Genomic DNA, 21,982 nt, shown 5'->3' with positions numbered 1-21,982 from the left:
TTTATGGGTGCCGCTGTTGATCGGATTAACGGTAAGCGTTCCGCGAAATAAGCCTTTTTTGGATAAAAAGGATAAAGGCTCGGTCGAATTCATTTTACTTCTTTCGGTTCCTTTACTTGCTGCTATCAGTTTTATTATCGGACCATTCATGTCCAAAATGATGCTGGGTCAATGGAGTGCCGAATATAAATGGTTGTTTGTCATTCTCGTGGTATCGAACATACTCCAAGGCATTTCGTATGCGTATTTTAGAGCAAGCATGAAATACAACCATGCCAATGTCATACAATTGATCGGTTTTGTGTTCGTTCCGCTAGTAACCGTTTGGTTTTCGGGCAACATCTTGGAATATGTAACCATGTATAGCTATTTGTTCTTATCCGTATCCGGCCTTATTTGGCTATACATCAGTTCGGTATACTTGCTGCCGGAAATAAGGAAGAACTTCGCGAACGTAAAGAAAACATTTGCCGGGAATACCGTATTTCTTTTTCGATACGGCTTTAACAGACTGCCGGGTTTAATAGGCGCAAGCGTTATTTATACGTTCCCTGCATTATTAATGAACAGGTTTGCAAGTCAGGCTGATGTCGGCGTGTTCAGTTTCATTATGCAGTTCATTTCTATTTTGAGTCTGCCCATAAACTCGTTGGGAATCGTACTCCTTCCGCATCTGTCTGCCAGGCTTGCTAATCAAGATCATGCCGGGGCCCAAAAGATCGTAGCGGCCATTTTATCGCTTTTCGGGAGAGCCGGAGCGGTTTGCAGCGTATTTTTATTAGCTTTCTTTCATCCGATCCTCTCATTAATAACGAATCAGGAAATGAACATTGCATTTCTGGATTGGTTTTTATTGGGCAGCGGATTGATGTTGGTTTATTACAACTTGTTGAGAAACCCGATAGATGCATCAAGCAGTAAAGCTTACTCTACGTTTGTCGTGATATACAGTCTGTTGTCGGGACTGGGAACAGCCGCCGTATGTTTAACGTTTCTTTCTTATATGGCTACGATAAAACTATCGATATTTGCTTCCTTTTTATCGATGGGGATTTTGTCTCAATATTTTTGCGTAAAGTTGTATCGGATTAAGATAGATCCAAACAATCTAATGCGGCTTATTGCGTTTTACCTTTTCGTATTGGTCGGAGCTATTTTGATTAGTTACAATTACGGGTTGATGTTGTGTTTACTATTTATAGGTATTATGGCGGGAGTATGGATTTTTGTTGATGCCGAAGTGAAAAAAATATTTCTTTTGGTTAAATCATTTGGCCAAAATAAAAGGTTGCTGATCAAATGATTTGGTTATTTTTTCTGGCGGTTTTGTTTGTCCAGTTCCAGTCTACGCAGCTTTTATCTTATGCTTGCATTTTTATTCTGGCTTCCCTCTCATTAGCAAAAGCATTGAAAAATTCAAGAGAAATAAAGAAGAAAGATATATTGATGTTTTATGTCTGGACATTAATGATTTTTATTATGTTGAGAAGCAGCTTCGCATTGTCAATAGAAACCGTTATTGAAGTACTTTGGCTGTCGCTAGGGAGCATATGTTTTATATTTATCGCAACCGCTGAATCGGTTAAAAGGCTGGATGTGCTAAAAAAAATTGCACTGGCGGGAAGCCTTGGGGCAATAATAAACTTGCTCGCCAGCTTTTTGTCTTGGTATAACCCGCTCTTCATCGATCCGCCATATGCGGGATCGAGATGGGTTGGCGGTTTTGACGGTCCGAATGAGTCGGCAGGATTCTATGTCATGATTTTTGCCTTGATTCTGGGTCTTTATCTGGAAAAGCAATATTCCTTTATCAAACTCCTAGTTTCCGGCAGTGTACTTATCCCATTAATTTATTCAAGTTTTTCAAGAGGCGCTTTGTTAAGTCTGTTAGGGATTGCATTGGTTTTCGTTTGCAGTACTTTGTTTAATTCAAGAAGAAAAATGATTCTTCTTGGGGCATACTCGCTCATCGTTTGGTTTTTCTACAATCAATACTTTGATGCGCTTATGCTTAAATTTAACGAAGTCAGGAGTAATGCGTCCGAGCGTGACGGACTTTTTGTCGAAGCTTTCCGATTGTTTAAACAAAGTCCGATATTCGGACATGGTTTAGGTTCTTTTGCTAAGATTTCGCCTATTTTTGATACGGTCCCTCATAGCGACTACTTGTTGTTTATGGTTTCAGGGGGGATCATCGGAGTTGCTGCTCTTACTTTGTTTTACTTTTCGTTTATTATTGAATCTTTTAAACGAAAGCATTATCCGGAGTTATTCGTGTTATTGGTTTTTGTTACACAAGCGTTTACCTTCAATAATATCGTCAGAGGGAGATTAAGCATTTTGTTCTGGGTGATCGTGATATTAATTTATCTCGGTACTGCGAAAAGAAAATCTGAAGCCGGACAAACGGCAGAGGTAATGACGGAACCGGCGCAGGGAAGTTTCAAAAAATTAGAATCGGCGGTGTAACCAGCTTTTATGAAAGTGGGAGTAATCATTGAGCGCTTATATTAAAGTTTGCCATTTCACCTCCGCGCATCAATCGCAGGATGTCCGGATTTTCGTCAAGGAATGCAGAACCTTGTCTTCATTAGGCTATGAAACCCATATAACCGTTCCGAGCCCCGCGCAAAAACACCTTCAAGGTGTTTTTTTTCATGATATCGCTAAAAAGAGTACGCATAGACTTGCCAGAATGACGCAAACCGCGTATCAGGTGTACAAAAAGGCCAAGTCGCTGAATGCGGACCTATACCATTTTCACGATCCGGAGCTGCTGCCCTATGGACTGCTCTTGAAGATGAGAGGGAAAATCGTCGTTTACGACGCGCATGAAGATTTGCCGAGCCAAATTATGTCCAAATACTACATTCCAGCATGGCAGCGTAAAACAGTCTCATGGGCTTTGCGGAAATTCGAAAATTTTGTTGCGCGCAAAATCGATGCGGTTATTACGGCTACTCCGGAAATCGGCAAGAGGTTCGACGGCATATCGAGAGTGGGATGTAATATCAATAATTTCCCAATATTAGAAGAACTGTATGTCTCCGAAAACGATTGGAGCAGGAAAGAAAAGAAAGTTTGCTACTTAGGAGGAATTACGAGAATTCGCGGCATCGAGGAAATGGTGAAAGCGATCGGCCAAACCGACGCCAATCTTGTATTGGCAGGGAGAATGGCGCCCGAATCGTTGAAGGCTCAATTGATGAACGATCCGAACTGGCCGCGAATCGAATTTTTGGGCGAAATCGAGCGGAGCCGGCTTGCGTCAGCCATGGCAGGGTGTATGGCGGGTCTCGTTTTGTTCCATCCGGAACGGAACCATATCAACTCGCAGCCGAATAAAATGTTCGAATATATGTCTGCGGGAATCCCTGTCATCGGCTCGAATTTTCCGCTTTGGCGGGAAATTATCGAAGCTTACGATTGCGGCATCTGCGTCAATCCGCTGGATCCTGACGAGATTGCCAACGCCATACAGTGGATCGTCGACCACCCGGCGGAAGCGGAGCGGATGGGAAATAACGGCCGCAAGATGATATTGGAAACATTTAATTGGCAGCGGGAAAGCGTGAAGCTGGATCAGTTATACAAGCAGCTATTAAGTGCGACTTCTTGATAACGGGGTATGAAGATGAACATTTTACTTATCAATCATTATGCGGGCTCGATCGAATACGGTATGGAATACCGTCCCTATTACATGGCGAAAGAGTGGGCGAAGCTCGGGCATCAAGTAACGATTGTGGCCTCGTCCTTTTCGCATGTGAGAAGCAAGCAGCCGGCGGTCGGCAGTCAACTGCAAGAAGAAATGGTCGAAGGAATCCGGTATATGTGGATCAAGACGCATGCTTATGACGGAAACGGGGCCAAACGAGCGCTCAATATGTTTTCCTTCGTCGCGAAATTGCTCCGGTTCTCCGGCAAAATCGCACGCAAAGTGCAGCCCGATCTCGTCATCGCGTCTTCTACCTATCCGCTCGACATTGTTCCCGCCGCTGTGATTTCCGGCAGATCTAAAGCGAAGCTCGTATTCGAAGTCCATGATTTATGGCCGCTTTCGCCGATCGAGCTGGGCAATATGTCCCGCCGCCATCCTTTTATCATGGTTATGCAGTGGGCGGAAAATTTCGCGTATGCAAAATCCGATCATGTCGTTTCGCTGCTGCCGAAGGCAGACACCCATATGATCGAGCACGGAATGAGTCCGCGCAAATTCCGTTATGTTCCGAACGGTATCGATACGATGGAATGGCAGGAAAATGTGATGAGAATTCCCGACGAGCATCGCAGCCTTCTTATGAAACTGAAGGAGCGCGGCGAATTTCTGATCGGATATGCCGGAACGCACGGTTTGGCAAACAGCTTAAATTCTTTGATAGAGGCTGCAAAGCTGACCAAAGGGATGAAAATCAGCTGCGTTCTAATCGGCAAAGGGCCGGATAAAAAACGGCTGATGCAAGAGGCGAAGGAGAACGGACTGGAAAACGTTTATTTTCTCCCGCCTGTGCCGAAGTCCTCTATCCCCGATTTGCTGGGCTATATGGATGCTTTGTACATAGGGTTAAAAAGCGAGCCGCTTTTCCGTTTCGGCATCAGTCCCAACAAGCTGATCGATTATATGATGGCGGCCAAACCTGTTGTTCAATCGATCGAAGCGGGCAACGACATGGTGGCGGAATGCGGCTGCGGTTATTCCGTTCCGCCGGAAAACCCGAAGGCCATAGCGGATGCGATCGTCCGGTTGGCAAATATGAATTACGCCGAACGGGAGGAGATGGGAAGCCGAGGCAGGTCGTTCATCATTCAAAACCACGATTATAAAGTGCTGGCCCAAAACTTTTTGGATGTGCTTGCAAACGAACCGTCGAAAGGGGGACCGAATCATGTCCGTTCCGTTGATCAGAACAGCGCTGCCTACCGATATCCAACAAATATCCAAGATACATAAAGAACAGTTCGGCACTCATTTCTTGGGCAAGTATTCGATTTCATTGATTGAAAAATTTTATTTGAGCTTTATGCAGGACACCGTGTTTATGGTAAGCGAAACGGCGGGAGTCATTAACGGATTCGTGCTGGGAGGAATGAATCGGGATCTGGAGTTGGCCAAACAGCGTTTTCTGTCGGCAAACAAACGTCAGTACGTAGCGGAGACGCTGACGACACCCGGCTTATATTTGCCTGTCATCCAGCGGGTGTCGAAGAATCTGACCAAATCGAAGGAAGAGTCCGTTTCCCCGAGTAAAATCCCTTTCCGGCTGCTATCCATCTCGGTTTCCTCGCATGCCAAGGGGAGAGGGGTTGCCGAAAAGCTCGTTCAAGCGTTCGAAAATGAAATTGCGTCCTTGACCGCTTACGGACTTTCCGTCAAAAAAACAAATGAACGCGCCATCGGGTTTTATCACAAAATGGGATTTGAAGTGGAGGTGGAACAACCCGACTGTTATTATTTCGTCAAAAAACTCGGCTAACGACTATTCTCATAACGAAAAGGAGCTGTAATGATGAATCCGACTATCCCATACGCTTTGCCGCTGATCGATGAAGAGGAAATTCAAGAGGTTGTGGATGCGCTCAAATCCAACTGGTTGTCGAAAGGGCCGAAAACCGTAGAGTTCGAAAAACGGTTCGCGGCATATGCCGGTTCCGAGTACGCGGTGGGACTGAATTCTTGTACTGCGGGTTTGCATCTTTCGCTGCTGGCGGCGGGCGTCGGTCCCGGGGATGAAGTAATTACTACGCCGTATACGTTCGTCGCAACGGCGAACACGATCATTCATGCCGGAGCCAAGCCGGTTTTTGTCGACATCGATCCGAGGACGCTTAATATCGATGCCGCACGAATCGTGGAAAAAATAACGCCGCGGACCAAAGCGGTCATTCCGGTTCACTTTGCGGGATTCCCATGCGACATGGACGCCATTATGGCAATAGCAAGAACATATAACCTGATCGTCATCGAGGACGCCGCGCATGCCGTGTATACGCAGCATAACGGCAGGATGATCGGAAGCATCGGCGACATCACGTGCTTCAGCTTTTACGCGACCAAAAATTTGGTCACCGGCGAAGGCGGAATGGTGACGACGAATAATGCCGAGCTGGCCGACCGCATTCGGGTGATGGGGCTGCACGGCATGAGCAAAAACGCCTGGAACCGTTATTCCGACAAGGGAAGCTGGTTTTATGAGGTCGAGTATCCGGGCTTCAAATACAATATGACGGACATTCAAGCGGCGATGGGCTTGAGGCAGTTGGACAAGCTGAACATGATGCAGGAGATCCGGGCTCAATATGCGGACCGTTACAATCGGGCGCTTTCCTCATTGGAGGGGCTTATCCTCCCGCACGACGATTCGCGCCACCGGCATGCTTGGCATCTTTATGTCATCAGGCTGCAGCCGGGGTTTTTGACGATCGACCGGGCCCGGTTTATCGAAGAATTGAAAGAACGGGGCATCGGGACGAGCGTCCACTTTATTCCCGTCCATCTGCATCCCTATTATCGCTCGCTCGGTTTCCGCCCCGGCGATTATCCGCAGGCGGAAAGCGTATACGAAGGCGCGGTTTCGCTGCCGCTTTACCCGAAGATGACAGTGGAGCAAGCGGATAGAGTGATCGATGCCGTTACCGAGGTTTACCGGAAATATGCGAAGACGTTCGTGGAGCACCGGTGAAGTTATGGCTGCCAAAAGAATATTCGACTTTGTATTCGCTTTGCTGGGCATAGCGGTTATTTCGCCTCTGCTTATAGTCGTATCGCTTTGGATCAAGCTGGATTCCTCCGGACCGGTATTTTTCAAGCAGAAAAGAGTCGGCAGGAACGGCAACGCGTTTCAAATCTACAAATTCCGGACGATGGTGAAGGATGCCGAGAAGCTCGGCAAACAGATTACGGTCGGCAAGGATCCCCGAATTTCCAGAGCGGGCATGTTTCTGCGCAAGCTCAAGCTTGACGAATTGCCGCAATTGTTCAACGTGCTGAAGGGCGATATGAGCTTTGTCGGGCCGCGGCCCGAGGTTCCTCATTATGTTTCGTTTTATACGAAGGAGCAGCAAATGGTGCTCTCCGTACTGCCGGGCATAACCGACTATGCTTCGCTCAAATATATCGACGAAAATCTCGTATTGTCCGCAAGCAAGGATCCCGAATACACGTACGTTCACCAGGTGATGGCCGACAAGATCAAGATCAACCTGGAATATTTGCAGCGCATGTCGCTATGGGAAGACATCAAAATTATCATCTTGACCATATTCCGAGTCGTTTGGCGCAAAAAGGAGACCGAAACGAATGAAAATACCCATGCTCGATCTTACTGAACAATATCAATCGTTAAAACCGGATATCGTAAAAGCGCTGGATGAAGTGATGGGATCCTCGCATTTTATACTGGGCGAAAATGTGCGAAAGCTGGAAGCCGATGTCGCTTCCTACAGCAACGTCCGTTACGGCATCGGGGTCGCCAACGGCAGCGACGCTTTGCATATCGCTTTACTGGCTTGCGGCGTCGGACCGGGCGACGAGGTGATCGCGCCAGCCTTCACCTTTTTTGCCACGGCGGGAGCTATCGCCAGAGCGGGAGCTACTCCGGTATTTGTCGATATCGATCCGCTGACGTTTAATATCGACGCCGGTCAGATCGTTTCGGCGCTGACGGATCGGACGAAAGCAATCATACCGGTGCATTTGTACGGGCAGACGGCGGATATGGATCCGATTATCGCGCTTGCCCATAAATACAAGCTGCATATTATCGAAGATGCCGCGCAAGCGATCGGCTCGCAGTATAAGGAGCGTAAAACCGGTCAGCTGGGCACGGCCGCGTGTTTTAGCTTTTTTCCTACGAAAAATTTAGGCGCATACGGGGATGCCGGTATGATCGTAACCGACAGCGAGGAGCTGGCCGAGAAAATGCGCGTTCTGCGCGTACATGGCAGCAAGCCGAAATATTATCATCACGTGCTCGGGTATAACAGCAGGCTGGACGAGCTCCAGGCGGCGATACTAAATGTGAAATTCCCCCATTTGGAGCGCTGGAACGAGCTGCGCAGGGACAAAGCGGGCATCTACTCGCAGTTGATCCGGGAACGGTTATCCGAGGAACATGTGAAAGCTCCTTTGGTCGGAAAGCATGACGAGCATACGTTCCATCAATATACGCTGCGCGTTAAAAATCGGGATGCTCTTCAGCAATTTTTGAAGGAGAACGATATCGAAACGATGGTGTATTATCCGAAACCGCTTCATCTTCAGCCGGTATTCGAATATTTGGGCTACAGCGAAGGGGACTTGCCGGAGACGGAGCTTGCTTGCAAAGAAGCCATCTCGCTTCCGATGTTTCCGGAGCTTTCGATCGAACAGCAGCAGGAAGTCGTCGGCAAAATTCAAGCCTTTTATGAAGGTGCGGTATGACGATGGGGCGAAAAATAGTGACGATTGTCGGAGCGAGACCGCAGTTCGTTAAAGTCGCCCCCGTTTCGCGGGTTCTTCGGACGCATTGCCGTGAAGTGCTGGTCAACACCGGACAGCATTACGATTATAAGATGGCAGGCGTTTTTTTCGAGGAATTGAGCATCCCGAAGCCGGATTACGATTTGGGCGTCGGCTCGGGCAATCATGGGAAGCAAACAGGCGAGATGCTGAACAAAATCGAGGAAGTGCTTCTGCGCGAGACGCCGGATGCCGTCCTGGTTTACGGCGATACGAATTCGACGCTTGCCGGAGCGCTCGCTGCAAGCAAGCTGCATATTCCGATCTTTCACGTCGAAGCGGGCTTGCGCAGCTTTAACAAACGGATGCCGGAGGAAATCAACCGGATCGCAACCGATCACGTCTCCGATCTGCTCTTCCCGCCGACCGAAACGGCTGTCCGCAATCTTCAGCGGGAAGGGTTTGCCGATCATGTGTTTATGGTCGGCGACGTCATGCTCGATGCGGTGCTGTACAATATCGAGCTGGCCAAACGAAACCACCGCTTGGAGACGTTCGGATTGGCGGAAAGGGACTATTATCTGGCAACGATTCACCGCGCCGACAATACGGACGATCGGCAAAGACTGAAGGCGATACTGGAGGCGTTAAGCCGGATGTCCGCTCCGGTTGTGCTGCCGCTGCATCCGCGCACGCAAAAGATGATCGCCGATTACGGCTTCGGGGACTTGATTGCGAGCTCGCCGGCCATCCGGATTATCGAGCCGGTTTCTTATTTGGAAATGCTGCTGCTGGAGAGCGGGGCGAAAGGCATCATAACCGATTCCGGCGGCGTGCAGAAGGAAGCGTATTTTGCGCGGGTTCCTTGCTATACGCTGCGTGATGAAACCGAATGGGTAGAGACGGTCGAGTCAGGCTGGAACACCCTTGTCAATCCGTTGAACGCGAATTTGGCGGATGCCGTGCAGCGGAGAACGGATGTCCCCTATATCGAAAATTTGTACGGGGACGGCAATGCAGCTTCCAAAATCGTCGATTGCATGATGAAGTTTTTAGCCGAAAGGAGAGGGTAGCTTGGAGACGCTGACAATTGGAAAAAACGTAAGTATTCACGAGAACGTCAACTTCGGCAGCAACATTACCATCGGAAATAACGTCGTTATTTATGAAGGGACCTGCATCGGTAGCAATGTGACCATCCACGATAATGCGGTGATCGGCAAACAGCCGATGCGGGCGAAAAACTCGGCATTAAAGACGCCTTTAAGCTTGGCTCAGCCCGCCGTTATCGGCGACGGCTGCACGATCGGCACTTCGGCCGTCATCTACGCGCATGCGCAGCTCGGGAACGACGTTTTCGTCGCCGACTTGGCCACAATCCGCGAGCGGGTTACCGTCGGCGCAGGAACGATTATCGGGCGGGGCGCCGCGGTCGAGAACGATTGCACGATCGGCACGAAGTGCAAGCTGGAAACGAATTGTTACATAACGGCTTACTCCACTTTGGAGGATTATGTATTCATCGCTCCTTGCGTAGTGACGACGAACGACAATTTTATGGCCCGTACGAAAGAGCGCTTCGATAAATTCAAAGGCGTAACGATCCGAACCGGCGGCCGGGTCGGAGCGAACGTGACGATTTTGCCGGGTAAAACGATCGGCTGCGACGGCGTCGTTGCCGCAGGCAGCATCGTAACGAAGGATGTGGAAGCGGAGGATATCGTAGCGGGCACACCCGCACGGCCTTTCCGCAAAGTACCCGAGGCGCAGCTGCTGCGAAACCAATAATCGAGGCTCGATATCCTATATAAGGCGGTGTGATGATGGTGAAGACGACGGAGGAAAGCGAGAGCTTTCGCCGGGATTTGCAGCGTTTCATATCGGAGGCACAGAAGGATCGCGCTATTGCAGTTAGACCGTGTATCGAAAATTTGAAAATCATCCTTTTGAATCATTTTGATTTTAGCAGGGAGAGTGCGAAATGAAAACATTCGACGACTTTCCGCGCGCGTTCAAGAAAACAGTGCGTTACATCAAACAAGAAGCGACGATCGAGCAGATTGTGGCGATGGAGTCGGTATTCACGGGTATGATCAGCAGGCGGATGGAACAGTTGTCGGGCAATGGCGGAGCAAGGGCGCGGGCAAGAAAGAAGCGGGAGCATTCTCCGCTTCCTTCCTCTGCAGTGGAGTAATGGGCGAACGGACAATTTTGGTAAAAACAGCGTATTCCGTTCCGCTGCTGTTATGGCTGGCGCTGATTTTCGGTTTGTCGTCCCAGTCATATACGGAGCAAAGCGTGCAGCCGTTTCTGACAAGCCATGTCTCATCCGTAAAACTGAGCGCCCGAATTCCGGATTGGACGATTCGTTATCGGAATTCGGTTATTCCCGCGAAGAAGGAACCGTTACGTTTCCTTGAATTTATTTTCCGCAAGTGCGCGCACATGTTTATGTACGGCATGTTGGCGATTTGGTGTTATGTCGCACTGAAGCCTCTTTCGCTGAATCGGGCCGTAACGTTTGCCGTCGTCTTATTGTTCGCAGCAATGGTCGCGATGACGGATGAATGGAACCAGACCCGCGCCGTCCAGCGTACCGGAGCGATACAAGACGTAGGGATCGATATGATGGGAGCGGCGATGGGGCTGGCCGCTGTTTCTCTTATTCTTGTTATTCAGAAGAAGAAGCAAAGCAGGTGAAAAGGATGAAAATCAATGTGAGGAAGCTGCTCTTATGGTCCGGGGCGCTGCTCATCATTTTGGCGATCTCCGGTTACCTTCTGATGGATTATGCGGTCGACCGGTTCTTGAAATCGATTGCCATCCATGCGGAGCTTCCTGCCGACCAACTGCAGGTTTCGGCTGCAGGCGCTTCGCAAGCCGACGAAAGACCGAAACCGTCTGAAGCGAAACCGGAAGACGGTGCTTCATCCGATCCCGAAGGCAGCCGGACATCTCCTCCAGCAAGCCGGCCGCCCGGTTCCCCCGAGCCGTCTCTCGTACCGGATGCGTCCCATGGACAAACGAAAACACCAGCGGATTCTCCGGGTCCGTCAGGAACCGGTCAGCCGAAAGGGCTGCCGGCATCGCAGACTGAACAGCCGCATGCCACGTTTAAGCCGGATATTTCTCAGGATAAGGCCGAAGCGGTTGAGGAAAAGATCACGATAAAGGAGAAAACGGCCGTTTTGTCGACCTTGCTCAAGAAACTGAACGCGAGCGACATCGATACGTTGAAGAAGTTGGCGGGCGGCGGCCTATCGAATGAAGAAAAGGGCGAAGCCAAAAAAATCATCATGAAAAAGCTGACGGCGGAGGAATATAACCGGCTGATCGATATCGCGGCTAAGTACGGCCTTAGCCAAGGTAAACATCAATAAATGCCGCTTTCGCTTACGGTGCGATCATCAAGAATCCATTGGGGGTACAAGGATGCAGTTTCTCAAGCCCGTTCAAAAGCTTGCCAGCAAAGTGGATTGGCAAGTATCCGAACGTACGAGAATGGTTGTGAAATATTATGCCGAATATACGGGGTTTTCCGAGGATGAGGTCGTAGACCGGTTTCTGGACAATATCAGGAAAGACCCGGACTTCTTTGCATGGATCAAAGGCAAGCGGCGTAAAGCGACGCTCATTAAACAAATGTTTGCCGATAATTCGGCCGAATCTTAAGCGGCAAAATCAAGCCCCTCGCATGCGACGGCAGGTCGCGTGCGAGGGGCTCTTTTTTTAATATAAGGAATTTATATGTTTCATGTATCAAGTGCTAATATTCAACGGTAAACACGCCTGTCCTTAGCTTATGCTTACGAAGTCACTTTCTTTGAAAGCGTTTAGGACGGGGAAGCCGTTTATCCTTGATATTAGACTTACATAGACGCAGCCGTTACGCGAATCGCTTGTATCACGTCTTGGCAATCCTCTTCCGTCATCCGCTGATGCAGGCCGATCCCGATCGCGCGGTTGAGCCAGTCAAGCGATTTCGGACACATATCCGGCGAATAGCTGACATTGCCTTTGTAGCTTTGGCAGTTCCAAGGCGTATCGTGCTCGGATGCTCCGCGTTTCTCCATGACGTAGGACCAATTTTTGTAAATATGGCGGTCGGCGAAGCCGTTATTGTTGATCGTTCCGTTCGGAATGCCTTCTTTGGCCAAACGGGCGGAGAAAGCTTGCGCTTGCTCGGCGGTCGGCAAATAAAAGACGAGGCTGTACGAAACGTCGCCTTCCGAGTCGGGGATCGTTTGCAAACGGATTTGACTCAAGTCTTCGATCCCTGCCGTAATCGTTTGTTTGATTTGCTGCAGCTTAACAATGAGCTCGTCGATCCGCTGCGATTGGGCAAGGGCGAGCGCCGCGTTGATTTCGCTGAGCCTATAGTTTTCGCCGGGGAATGGAGGGTGGCTGTTCGCCACGTTCTGGTCCCAATACACGAACGCCGAATCATGATAAATGTTGGCCCGCGCGTAAACCGTATCGTCGTTCGTCACAAGCATGCCGCCTTCTCCTGCCGTAACGAGCTTATATTGCTGAAAGCTGAAGCAGCCCGCGCGACCGAAGGAGCCTAGCGGCTTGCCCTTATAGGAGCCTCCGTTCGCTTGCGCCACGTCTTCGATGACGATAAGACCGTGTTTGTTTGCGATCGTCATGATTTCATCCATCCGGCAAGGCACGCCCCGCATATGTACGGGGATGACCGCTTTCGTATAAGGAGTAATGGCCGCCTCGAACGCCTTGGGATCGAGCGTCAGCGAGTCGTCGATCTCTACGATGACGGGGACGGCTCTCGCTATGAGCACTGCGGCGGCAGTCGCGATATACGTATAAGCCGGGACGATTACTTCGTCGCCGGGACCGATGCCGGCCCCGATCAAAGCGGTCACAAGCGCCGATGTCCCGGCATTAAGGGCAAGAGCGTGGTTGGCGCCGGTACGGCTCCGGTACAGTTCTTCAAGCCTGTATGCTTCGGATTGCGCGCGGTCCCCTCCGGAGTAGCGGAACACTCTTTTCTTGTCGATAACGCCCAGCACCAATTCCTTCTCCAATTCTCCAAATTCCTCGGTGCTGTGCAGACCGAAATTCCAAGGTTTTGTTCTAACGGGTGTATGTTCGCCGTTTATCATGTTTATACGTCCTCTCTCAAAAAAAATAGGATAAAATCATGTGTTTAATCCAGCTGCCGAAGAAGAGCGGTCGCTTCTTCGACGAACCGTTTCCCCGCTTCCTCGCAGTAGGGCGTGGTATTGAGCTCATAGCCGCCGAGCCCGTCACGGAAGGCTTCGGGGGTAGGCAGGTAGCCGGCATAACCGTTCGCTACGCCGCAGAACATGGGATAGGCGGCAGGTGAATGCGGTCTCAAGAGAGCGGCATACCCGCTGAACACCTCGTGAGAGGCGGAGAAGATCAGCGTTTCGCCGATCCGCAGCGCGCTTATTTCCGATTCGATCGACGGGGTTAAATAGCCGTCGTAGGCCGGAAGGCTTATCGTTTTGACCGCGCGTTTTACAACCCCCGCTTCGAGAGGGACTGCGCGCTCGGCCAGCTCTGCGGCCTCCGCGTAAAACTGGAGCGCCAGCCGCCGCACCCATGGATACGTATCTTCTTTCTCGTCCCGCATGTGGCCGTAAGGTCCGACATCGCCGCAAAAGCCCTGCAGGAACATCGCTGTAAAACCGCCGCCCAGCTTGTTTTCCCATTCGCTCATGGCCAGCCCGACAAATTCGGCGGAAACCCGGTTGTACGGATTGATCAGCAGGGTGGGATGAACGGCGCAATTGACGATCGCGCCGATCGGCTGTCCGTCCAGGCTCTCCAGAACGGCTACGCTTAGCGTCTTATCGATCGGTAACGCGTCGTTGTGCCTAAGGTGCGGGCGCCGGTTCACCGAAACGGCCGTCTCTCCGCAACACGCTTTGACCCGGATGGGCTGCAGTCCGGAGACCGCTTCGCGAACCGCCTGATCGATTCGTGCGACATATTTGCCGCCGAAATGAGCAGGAGCGCTGTGCGTGTGCGTGGCGTGAACGGATACGTTCGATTCGCGCGTTTCTGCGGCTTCGCTCCATAAGCGCCGGGAGCCGGAAGGGAAGGCTTCGCAAAGAACTCTATACTCGGCTCGATCTTTCATCGCGGCATGGAACGGCTGCTCGTTCGACAGACCGCAATCTACGCTTATCAAGACTTGACGCTCGTTTCCGTCGTCGAGCACGAGCACTCGCGCATACAAGTCGTCCAGAATATCTTTGGCGGGATCGGCAATGTATAATGCCGGGTCATACCCTTGCAGCGGTGCCGTTTCCTCGGGAGTTATGTTTACTTTGCGAAAAGCGGCTTTTAAAACGCCCTGCTCCATAACCATCTTTCCTTTCCTTCAAAATAAATTAAGGTGATGTATTAATTCAATAAGTAAATTATATATGCACGCAATGAAGTTGTAAATGCTTTTTATGGCTGTCGGACGATTATTTTGGACGCAAGGATAAACGGCTTCGCCGTCCTAAACGCTTTCAAAGAAAGCGACTTCGTATGCATAAGCCTAGGACTGGCGCGTTTACCGAGGTTTAGAGCTGCTTCCACGATATGCTTTCCGATAAAACAAAAAAACCATCTTCTTCGAAGATGGCGGAATCTCAGGAAACAAATGAAGCGCTGGCCAGCGCAAGAGCGCCTACGATGCCTTGGCGGTCGCCGAAAGAGTTCGTTTCAAGCTGCATGCCCAAGGTGGCGAAGCGGTTTGCGCGTAATAGAACAGTTCGCCTGACTTCTTCGAATACGATTGGAAACCGTTCGAAAACAGGACCGCCTAAATAAATAATTTCCGGATTGAATAAATTGATCACATTGCTGATCGCGATGCCGATCGCTTCCCCCGCTTCCAAACAAACGTCAAGCGCATCCTTGTCGTTCATTTGATAGGCTTCCGCAAAGGAAAGCGTTGATCCGCTCCTGCTTTTGAACCGGCTTGCGAGCATCGGGTACGTAACGAGGTTTTCGAGACAGCCGTAATTTCCGCAGCTGCATCTGCCGGCTTTCTCGTCGACCGTAATATGGCCGAGCAGGCCGGCCGCGTTATTGACGCCTCTCATCAGTCTCCCGTTAATAAAAATACCTGCGGCGATTCCGTAGGCGATGTAAACGGTAATGAAATCGTCGGTGGTTTTGGCCTTGCCCGCCACTTTCTCGGCGTAAGCCATCGCTCTGCCGCTCTCTTCCAAATAAACCGGGCAACCGAACCGTTCTTCGAACTGGTCGGCGATAGGCAGATCGTCCCATCCGCGGGCATTCGGAATGTTCATGATTTTCCTCTGCGTCTTGTCGATAATGCCCGTAACGCCGATGCCGATCGCATCGACCGCTTCCGTACCGGCAGCCTGCAGGAAAGCTTCGACCCTAATCAGGAGCTCGGCCGACAAATCATCCGCTTGCAGCAGCTCGCTAATTAAAAATTCGGCGTGGTGCTTAATATCGAGCCTGTTGTTGGATAGCGCGAACCGGATCCGGTAGCCGCCTATATCGATGCCGAGAAAAGCGAATTTGTCCGGGTGGGGATAAAGCAAAACCTCTTTCCTGCCGAGACCGCGCCCGATTTTTTCCCCTTCCATAATGTAGCCCTGATCCATAAGCGATTTGGTGAGCTTCGTGATGGACGCCTGCGAAAATCCGGTTTTCTCCGCCAGCAGCTTCCGCGATATCCCGTCGCTTTGCCGGATCGCCTGCAAAACCTCGATCTCCGACGGATGTAAGTTCATTTGCGTTTCGTCCCTTCCGTGCGTGGTTTGCTTCATTGTAGCATATATAATTTACTAAGTAAAAAAACGGCTGTTATCAGCCGTTTTTCCTGTAGATCGCTTCCAGCCGGCTCGCCGTGGCGCCCCAGCCGAATTTGTTTACCGCATCGTGGCGGCCTTGTCTGGATAACTTGCGGGCGAGCGTTTTGTTCTTGTAAACCTTCACGATCGCATGGGCAAAAGCTTGCGGGTTCCGGTAGTCGGAAACGAGCAGACCGTTCTCCCCGTTACGGATAATTTCCGGAATACCCCCGATTTTCGAGCCGATCGTCGGCACCCCGCATGCCATCGATTCGACGATAACGAGTCCGAACGCTTCATGCTTTTGCGAGGGACAAACCATGCAGTCGCCCATACGGTATACTTCATGCATCCTGCTGCGTGAAACGTAACCGAGGAAACGGGTCGATACGCCGTGTTTTTCCGCCAACTGCTTCAAATGCCGCTTGTACGAAGCCTTTTCCGTCCCTCCGGCGATGACAAGCTTTACGGCAGGTACGGATTTTTTGGCGATTTTGGCCGCTTTGATGAGCACCGGGATGCCCTTGCGCGGAATAAGCCTGCCGGCAAAAACGATCGCGAATCGTTCGGATACGCCGTACTTTCGGCGAACGGCCGCTCTTTGTCCTGCGGACGGCGGCTGAAATTGCTTCAGGTTGGCGCCGAGATGGACGTAACGGACCCGGGCTGCGAGCTTCGGAAACATGGAACGGAGATTACTCTGCAGCGAGCGGCTGTTGCCGACGATCAAATTGGCGTGCGATAAATCCCGGGACGCTTTCCCGCGGGACGTCATCGGACTGGAGACAAACGTCAGGGAGTGAAGGAAGACGGATATCCTCGCATGCGGAAAAAAAGCTCTCACTGCAGGCGCGTAGCTTGGGCGGTTATCGATCTGGATCATGTCGAAATGACGGCCTTTGACATGGTTCAAAGCGGCTCTTACATATCCAGTTGCTCCCGATGCCGAAACGCGGATGATCGTCATATTCCCTTCTTGACTGCGGCTCGGGTAATGCTTCGTTTTGCGGCTGAGAATGGTTACGCTGTGTTTTTGCGCAAGCTTTTTGGCGATTTGATAGATGCAGTTCTCCACCGAGCTTCCAACGATAGGAGGAACGGGGTTTTGCCAGGGGGCGATAATCAAAACATTCATCGGACGCAGACTCTCCTTTGTGAAACCCGAGATAGCGGTCGCATTCTAGCATTCCATATAATATGCGGATAATCTGGCATTCGGGAGCGGTATCTACCTATTATTTTGAAAGAATAGGCTGCCTCTGGCAGTGAGATGGTAGATTCGAAAAAAAATTGCAGAAAAGCTTGACTCTACCTGAGACGTCGTGCTAAGATGGGTTTCGTTGACGCGGCAAACGTTAACGAAATGCGGTCGTGGCGGAATTGGCAGACGCGCTAGATTCAGGTTCTAGTGGGGTAACAGCCGTGGAGGTTCGAGTCCTCTCGACCGCACCAATCTTAATAAGTCAAGCCCTTCAGAGTTATTCTGAAGGGCTTTTTTTCATGGATAAATAATTTATATGATGTCGGGGTAAACACGCTGTTCCTTTAAGAATGGCAAAGACGTTTTTTATGAGCATGCACGAATCACCCGGGCCGAGTTTTCATCGCATGCCTGTGACCGAGGGGCATGGACGTCCTTACGCTGCCATAAAGGCTCCTCGAAATACTGTAGTCCGAAATCGCCCACTTGGAGCAAGGAATCGGGGTTCGCCTTACGCTGTAGTCCGATTTTGCCGGCTAGGAGAACGGATTCACCGGCGTGACGAGCAAAAACCCCGCTGCAAGCAGGCGTTTTCGGACTACAGGCGGGGAAAGGAAGCCAAACTCGATTCCAAGTGGGCATAATCGGACTGGAGCGCATGAAGCGACGAACGAGGAGGGGCAAGCGGGAAGGAATACCGGCTGGAGAACCGGGAAATGTCAAAGACGTGACACAAAGTACCGAATGCGAACAAGAGGCAGTAGGTATATGGTTTGGTTGACATACTAAAGCGGCATGGAATTGGCAGGATCATGATAGAATACAACCGGGATGAGCTCATGCTTATCCCGGTATTTTTGTTCGTGAACGACTAGGGCGTGACTGAATACTCCGAGGGTAGCAGATTTTGCCGAATTTTCGTTCCATGCAAGGCGCGTTTGTGAAGGCGTACCGGGGGTACGTCAAGCAAGCGGAACGAAGCAGGGGGCGAAAAGGCGGTGAAAGATGCACCTGAGTGGGTTTTCAGACACGCCCTAATAACAGTTCGTTATCCGCGATCGGTTTCACGTTCTCCACTACATGATTGACGGGATCGAACTGCTAGGATGCGAGGAATAGCCAAATTCGTTCAGGAGGACGACCTTAAGTATAACATCGGGGTGCTGCATGGAAGATATTCCATTTCGGCCAAAATAAACGATTTAGGCGTTATGGCAAAAAACGTGCGATTAGGCGGAAACGGTTTCTGTTTTTATGCGGCGCGTCCCTATAAAATGAAGTCGGATTGATCAGGGGGAAGGCGGCCTCGCAAGCAGCTCCTAAAGGCGTAACGGTTCTTCGAAAAACGAAACAAATCGTGGTTTCGGTATATTCGGGCGGCTGCCGTATGCTGTTATACTTCCCTATGAATGGCCGCCTGCCGCCGGTCGATGCAGCAGCCGGTCATATTAACGGTCAAAGGAGGTTAGCCTTCATGAGGTCCGGCTTACGCGTCGCGCTCGGCCAATTCAGCGAGCTGACGGATGAGAAGGCGAAGTTCGCCAAGCAGCTCGGCTTCGATTCCATTCAATTAAATACGCCCGCGCTGCCCGGAGTGGGTTGCTGGTCTTACGAGGATTTGCTTGCGCTTAGGCTCCGCTGCGAGTCTTACGGTTTGAAGCTGGAAGCGATCGAAAACGTGCCGGTTCATTTCTTGCATAAAGTCATGCTCGGATTGGACGGCCGGGACGAGCAAATCCGCAACTACCAGCAGATCATACGCAATATGGGCAAGGCCGGCATTCCGATTCTCGGTCATCATTTCATGGCCGACGGGACATGGAGAACGTCATATTCGGTGCCGCTGCGCGGAGGAGCTCGCGGGATGGGCTTCGATCTTGGTCTTGTGAGCGTCGACATTTCACAAAGGGACGGCAACTTGGTCATAAAGCGCGATCCTGTGCATAGCGCTTTTTTGCGGGAGCATGTGAAGCGAACCGTGACGCATGAGGAAATGTGGTCCAACTACGAATATTTCATTCGTGCGGTCGTTCCCGTCGCAGAGGAGGCGGGCGTGAAACTGGCCCTACATCCGGACGACCCGCCCGTGCCGATGGTCGGAGGCATCGCCAGGCTGTTTTACGGCATCGACGACCTCAAGCGTGCGATGGACATAGCCGACAGCGAAGCCTGGGGGCTCGATTTATGCTTGGGCACAAGCTCCTCGATGGCGGGAGGGGCGGAAACGGTCGCGAGTATGATCGATACTTTCGGTCCGGCGGGCAAAATTTTGTACGTGCATTTCCGTGATGTCGTCGGGACGGTGCCTAGTTTCTACGAATGCTTCCTTGGCGACGGAAACTTCAACCCTGCCGAGATGCTGCTCAGGCTCAAAAAGTCGGGCTTCAACGGCTTCATGATCGACGATCATGTGCCATGGACCGATTATGACGACGAATGGGGCCATCGGAGCCATGCTCATCAGTCGGGATACCTGCAAGGGATGATAGACGCGCTTGACTTGGTTGAGAAGATTGGTTGACTAGTATCTCGACCGCATCAAATTCAAGGTACATGCGCAACTGTGCCGTATACGAATCCGCCGTTTGATTGCGGGCTCTTTCACGGCAGGCCGGGCAGCGACCCTTGGATCAAAAGCTGTCAAGATACTAGCGCTTAAAGTTGCTTTGAATCCAGACAAACGGGGGAACGGGTATGAATCAGTTGGAGCTCGTCATAAACGCCAGAGCGGAGCTTGGCGAGGGGCCGAGCTGGGACAGTACGCTGCAGCGGCTGTATTGGGTCGATCTTTCGAAAGGAAGGCTGCACGTATTCGATCCCGCAGCCGGAACCGACCGGGAGATCGCATTCGATCAAGCGGCCGGAGCCGTCGTCCCTAGGCGTTCGGGGGGCGTCGCGCTCGCGCTTGAGCACGGTTTCTACACGATGGACGAGAAGCTGGAAGTCCTTACGCAGCTGGCCGACCCGGAAAGCCATTTGCCCGGCAACCGGTTCAACGACGGGAAATGCGATGCGGCGGGCAGATTTTGGGCCGGCACGATGAGCGCGAACGGCGTGCGGCATGCGGGAACGCTGTACCGGCTCGATCCGGACGGGAACGTCGCTCCGGTCATTTCGGGCGTGAGCATCTCGAACGGGATCGGGTGGAGTCCGGATAACGGAAGGATGTATTATATCGACTCGGCGGCGCGGGAAGTGATGAGCTACGACTACTGCTTGGATACCGGCGAATTGAGCGGCGGCCGCGTATGCGTTTCTTTCCCGGAGGCAGAGGGGTTGCCCGACGGCATGGCCGTCGACGCGGAAGGGATGATCTGGATAGCGCAATGGGACGGCTGCAAAGTATCCCGCTTGAATCCGGATACCGGCAAGTTGCTGGACGTTATTCCGGTCCCCGCCCGCTTCGTGACGTCCTGCGCATTCGGCGGAGCTTCGCTCGACGAGCTGTACATTACGACGGCAAGGGGAGGATTAAGCGATGAGGAGCTTGCCGAGTATCCTCACGCCGGCGGCGTTTTCCGGCTGAAAACGAATGTAAGAGGCCTCCCGACATTCGCTTACGGAGGTTGAGGACGGATTGCGCGCGGCAAAGCGTCGTAAAGTCTACACATGCCGATGAACTTACAACGATCATCAATCATTACTGGCAATGGAGGGGCCGACATCATGAAAAAAATCGTGGTTACCGGCGGCAGCGGCCGGTTCGGGCGACAGGTAGTCGCTTGTATGCTCGAGAAGGGTTATGAGGTGACCGTTCTGGACAGGCAGACGGGAACCGGTGGTTCGCAGCATGGCGGAAACGCGCGTACGCTCATCGTCGATCTGAACGATTACCGCGAAGTCGAGCAAGCGATGGAAGGAGGAGATGCGCTCCTTCATCTGGCGGCGATTCCCGACCCGAAATCGGCTTCGGCCCCCATCGTTTACGCGAACAACGTCGTCTCGACGTACCATGTGCTCGAAGCCGCAGCCCGATGGGGATACCGGAAGGCGGCGATCGCTTCCAGCGAATCCGCATACGGCTTTCCTTGGTCTCATCGGCCTCTATCGCCGTTATACCTGCCCGTGGACGAGCGGCATCCGCTCATTCCCCATGACTGCTACGGAACATCCAAGGCGGTTAACGAATTGACGGGCGAATCCTTCTTCCGCAGAACGGGTATGCAGGTCGTCTCGTTGAGGCTGTCGACGCTATGCGACGAGGAGGCATATCGGTATTTTCGATCCTGCCTGGAGAAGCCTGAGGAGCTGAGAAGGGTGTTATGGAGCTACGTGGATAGCCGGGATGCGGCTGCCGCGTGCGTGCTGGCGCTGGAACGCGACGGTTTGGGATACGCCGCGCTGAATATAACGGCTGACGATACGTGCAGCGACCGAACGTCTCAAGCTTTATGGGAAGAGTTCTTCCCTGATGTGACCGATGTCAGGTCGATTTTTACCGGACATGAAGCATTTTACAGCAATGCCAAAGCCAAAGAGCTTCTCGGCTGGACCGTAACCCATAATTGGCGGGACCAGCTGTAGCGACGAGAGGGA

21 protein-coding genes and 1 tRNA gene are annotated in these 21,982 nt (G+C 51.6%); 18 read left to right on the top strand and 4 right to left on the bottom strand.

From position 1 onward, the window contains the following. Positions 1 to 16 precede the first annotated feature (16 nt). From DQG23_RS10325 to DQG23_RS10260, 14 genes are all read left to right on the top strand, one after another. Positions 17 to 1,303 carry a lipopolysaccharide biosynthesis protein gene (locus DQG23_RS10325; RefSeq protein WP_146762282.1) on the top strand — a complete coding sequence of 429 codons (1,287 nt, stop codon included), beginning with the start codon at positions 17 to 19 and terminating at the stop codon, positions 1,301 to 1,303. Then, positions 1,300 to 2,469, top strand: coding sequence for an O-antigen ligase family protein (locus DQG23_RS10320; protein WP_113030732.1), 1,170 nt, complete (start codon positions 1,300 to 1,302; stop codon positions 2,467 to 2,469). The genes DQG23_RS10325 and DQG23_RS10320 overlap by 4 nt, the downstream gene beginning before the upstream one ends. Positions 2,470 to 2,497: 28 nt before the next feature. Continuing rightward, complete coding sequence (locus DQG23_RS10315) at positions 2,498 to 3,619, top strand: glycosyltransferase family 4 protein (protein WP_238177828.1); 1,122 nt, start codon at positions 2,498 to 2,500, stop codon at positions 3,617 to 3,619. Between the two features lie 15 nt (positions 3,620 to 3,634). Then, positions 3,635 to 4,951, top strand: a complete 1,317-nt coding sequence (locus DQG23_RS10310) for a glycosyltransferase family 4 protein (protein ID WP_113030731.1) — start codon at positions 3,635 to 3,637, stop codon at positions 4,949 to 4,951. After that, a complete protein-coding gene (locus DQG23_RS10305) occupies positions 4,887 to 5,474 on the top strand; it encodes a GNAT family N-acetyltransferase (protein WP_158560387.1) in 588 nt (195 codons plus the stop codon). Before DQG23_RS10310 ends, DQG23_RS10305 begins: the two co-directional genes overlap by 65 nt. Before the next feature lie 33 nt (positions 5,475 to 5,507). Then, complete coding sequence (locus DQG23_RS10300) at positions 5,508 to 6,680, top strand: DegT/DnrJ/EryC1/StrS family aminotransferase (protein ID WP_113030729.1); 1,173 nt, start codon at positions 5,508 to 5,510, stop codon at positions 6,678 to 6,680. Positions 6,681 to 6,684: 4 nt separating this feature from the next. Beyond that, positions 6,685 to 7,326: a sugar transferase gene (locus DQG23_RS10295; protein WP_113030728.1), complete on the top strand. Its 642-nt coding sequence runs from the start codon at positions 6,685 to 6,687 to the stop codon at positions 7,324 to 7,326. Then, positions 7,298 to 8,419 (top strand): DegT/DnrJ/EryC1/StrS family aminotransferase, encoded by a 1,122-nt coding sequence (locus DQG23_RS10290; RefSeq protein WP_113030727.1) that lies wholly within the window; start codon positions 7,298 to 7,300, stop codon positions 8,417 to 8,419. Before DQG23_RS10295 ends, DQG23_RS10290 begins: the two co-directional genes overlap by 29 nt. 2 nt (positions 8,420 to 8,421) lie before the next feature. Continuing rightward, entirely contained in the window at positions 8,422 to 9,510 is a 1,089-nt protein-coding gene (wecB, locus tag DQG23_RS10285) for a non-hydrolyzing UDP-N-acetylglucosamine 2-epimerase (RefSeq protein WP_113030815.1), read from the top strand. A 10-nt stretch (positions 9,511 to 9,520) separates the two neighbouring features. Beyond that, complete coding sequence (locus tag DQG23_RS10280) at positions 9,521 to 10,225, top strand: acyltransferase (protein WP_202865899.1); 705 nt, start codon at positions 9,521 to 9,523, stop codon at positions 10,223 to 10,225. A 193-nt stretch (positions 10,226 to 10,418) separates the two neighbouring features. Further along, complete coding sequence (locus DQG23_RS10275) at positions 10,419 to 10,631, top strand: hypothetical protein (RefSeq protein WP_113030725.1); 213 nt, start codon at positions 10,419 to 10,421, stop codon at positions 10,629 to 10,631. A 17-nt stretch (positions 10,632 to 10,648) separates the two neighbouring features. Further along, entirely contained in the window at positions 10,649 to 11,137 is a 489-nt protein-coding gene (locus tag DQG23_RS10270) for a VanZ family protein (RefSeq protein ID WP_158560386.1), read from the top strand. A 5-nt stretch (positions 11,138 to 11,142) separates the two neighbouring features. Continuing rightward, positions 11,143 to 11,817 carry a hypothetical protein gene (locus DQG23_RS10265; RefSeq protein ID WP_146762281.1) on the top strand — a complete coding sequence of 225 codons (675 nt, stop codon included), beginning with the start codon at positions 11,143 to 11,145 and terminating at the stop codon, positions 11,815 to 11,817. 52 nt (positions 11,818 to 11,869) lie between these two features. Continuing rightward, positions 11,870 to 12,109 carry a hypothetical protein gene (locus tag DQG23_RS10260; RefSeq protein WP_113030722.1) on the top strand — a complete coding sequence of 80 codons (240 nt, stop codon included), beginning with the start codon at positions 11,870 to 11,872 and terminating at the stop codon, positions 12,107 to 12,109. Between the two features lie 197 nt (positions 12,110 to 12,306). Here the strand turns inward: DQG23_RS10260 and DQG23_RS10255 are convergent, their stop codons facing one another. The 4 genes from DQG23_RS10255 to DQG23_RS10240 all read right to left on the bottom strand — a co-directional run bounded on the left by DQG23_RS10255 (position 12,307) and on the right by DQG23_RS10240 (position 17,380). Then, entirely contained in the window at positions 12,307 to 13,560 is a 1,254-nt protein-coding gene (locus DQG23_RS10255; RefSeq protein WP_113030721.1) for a DegT/DnrJ/EryC1/StrS family aminotransferase, read from the bottom strand. Positions 13,561 to 13,604: 44 nt separating this feature from the next. Beyond that, positions 13,605 to 14,789, bottom strand: coding sequence for a hypothetical protein (locus tag DQG23_RS10250; protein WP_146762280.1), 1,185 nt, complete (start codon positions 14,787 to 14,789; stop codon positions 13,605 to 13,607). 277 nt (positions 14,790 to 15,066) lie between these two features. Further along, entirely contained in the window at positions 15,067 to 16,185 is a 1,119-nt protein-coding gene (locus DQG23_RS10245) for an ROK family transcriptional regulator (RefSeq protein WP_158560385.1), read from the bottom strand. A gap of 76 nt (positions 16,186 to 16,261) precedes the next feature. Next, positions 16,262 to 17,380: a glycosyltransferase family 4 protein gene (locus tag DQG23_RS10240; protein WP_113030718.1), complete on the bottom strand. Its 1,119-nt coding sequence runs from the start codon at positions 17,378 to 17,380 to the stop codon at positions 16,262 to 16,264. 230 nt (positions 17,381 to 17,610) lie between these two features. On the opposite strand from DQG23_RS10240, the gene DQG23_RS10235 reads away from it, so the two are divergent. From DQG23_RS10235 to DQG23_RS10215, 4 genes are all read left to right on the top strand, one after another. Next, positions 17,611 to 17,697, top strand: a tRNA-Leu gene (locus tag DQG23_RS10235). Positions 17,698 to 18,920: 1,223 nt separating this feature from the next. Beyond that, positions 18,921 to 19,967, top strand: coding sequence for a mannonate dehydratase (locus DQG23_RS10225; RefSeq protein ID WP_113030814.1), 1,047 nt, complete (start codon positions 18,921 to 18,923; stop codon positions 19,965 to 19,967). Positions 19,968 to 20,140: 173 nt separating this feature from the next. Continuing rightward, complete coding sequence (locus tag DQG23_RS10220; protein ID WP_113030716.1) at positions 20,141 to 21,016, top strand: SMP-30/gluconolactonase/LRE family protein; 876 nt, start codon at positions 20,141 to 20,143, stop codon at positions 21,014 to 21,016. Positions 21,017 to 21,112: 96 nt separating this feature from the next. Beyond that, the gene (locus tag DQG23_RS10215; protein ID WP_158560384.1) at positions 21,113 to 21,970 is read left to right on the top strand and encodes an NAD-dependent epimerase/dehydratase family protein; all 858 of its coding nucleotides are present in this window, start codon (positions 21,113 to 21,115) and stop codon (positions 21,968 to 21,970) included. Positions 21,971 to 21,982: the final 12 nt, after the last annotated feature.

It is taken from the genome of Paenibacillus contaminans, from assembly GCF_003285015.1.
Classification (GTDB): domain Bacteria; phylum Bacillota; class Bacilli; order Paenibacillales; family NBRC-103111; genus Paenibacillus_V; species Paenibacillus_V contaminans.
The sequence above is the reverse complement of the archived record's forward strand: the minus strand, read 5'-3'. Positions and strand labels throughout refer to the sequence as shown.

Excerpts from the sequence above, each read along its gene's own strand:
- DQG23_RS10320 (WP_113030732.1), top strand. The coding sequence starts at position 1,300 with ATGATTTGGTTATTTTTTCTGGCGGTTTTGTTTGTCCAGTTCCAGTCT.
- DQG23_RS10310 (WP_113030731.1), top strand. The coding sequence starts at position 3,635 with ATGAACATTTTACTTATCAATCATTATGCGGGCTCGATCGAATACGGT.
- DQG23_RS10305 (WP_158560387.1), top strand. The coding sequence starts at position 4,887 with ATGTCCGTTCCGTTGATCAGAACAGCGCTGCCTACCGATATCCAACAA.
- DQG23_RS10300 (WP_113030729.1), top strand. The coding sequence starts at position 5,508 with ATGAATCCGACTATCCCATACGCTTTGCCGCTGATCGATGAAGAGGAA.
- DQG23_RS10295 (WP_113030728.1), top strand. The coding sequence starts at position 6,685 with ATGGCTGCCAAAAGAATATTCGACTTTGTATTCGCTTTGCTGGGCATA.
- DQG23_RS10290 (WP_113030727.1), top strand. The coding sequence starts at position 7,298 with ATGAAAATACCCATGCTCGATCTTACTGAACAATATCAATCGTTAAAA.
- wecB (WP_113030815.1), top strand. The coding sequence starts at position 8,422 with ATGGGGCGAAAAATAGTGACGATTGTCGGAGCGAGACCGCAGTTCGTT.
- DQG23_RS10275 (WP_113030725.1), top strand. The coding sequence starts at position 10,419 with ATGAAAACATTCGACGACTTTCCGCGCGCGTTCAAGAAAACAGTGCGT.
- DQG23_RS10265 (WP_146762281.1), top strand. The coding sequence starts at position 11,143 with ATGAAAATCAATGTGAGGAAGCTGCTCTTATGGTCCGGGGCGCTGCTC.
- DQG23_RS10260 (WP_113030722.1), top strand. The coding sequence starts at position 11,870 with ATGCAGTTTCTCAAGCCCGTTCAAAAGCTTGCCAGCAAAGTGGATTGG.
- DQG23_RS10255 (WP_113030721.1), bottom strand. The coding sequence starts at position 13,560 with ATGATAAACGGCGAACATACACCCGTTAGAACAAAACCTTGGAATTTC.
- DQG23_RS10250 (WP_146762280.1), bottom strand. The coding sequence starts at position 14,789 with ATGGAGCAGGGCGTTTTAAAAGCCGCTTTTCGCAAAGTAAACATAACT.
- DQG23_RS10245 (WP_158560385.1), bottom strand. The coding sequence starts at position 16,185 with ATGAACTTACATCCGTCGGAGATCGAGGTTTTGCAGGCGATCCGGCAA.
- DQG23_RS10240 (WP_113030718.1), bottom strand. The coding sequence starts at position 17,380 with ATGAATGTTTTGATTATCGCCCCCTGGCAAAACCCCGTTCCTCCTATC.
- DQG23_RS10225 (WP_113030814.1), top strand. The coding sequence starts at position 18,921 with ATGAGGTCCGGCTTACGCGTCGCGCTCGGCCAATTCAGCGAGCTGACG.
- DQG23_RS10220 (WP_113030716.1), top strand. The coding sequence starts at position 20,141 with ATGAATCAGTTGGAGCTCGTCATAAACGCCAGAGCGGAGCTTGGCGAG.
- DQG23_RS10215 (WP_158560384.1), top strand. The coding sequence starts at position 21,113 with ATGAAAAAAATCGTGGTTACCGGCGGCAGCGGCCGGTTCGGGCGACAG.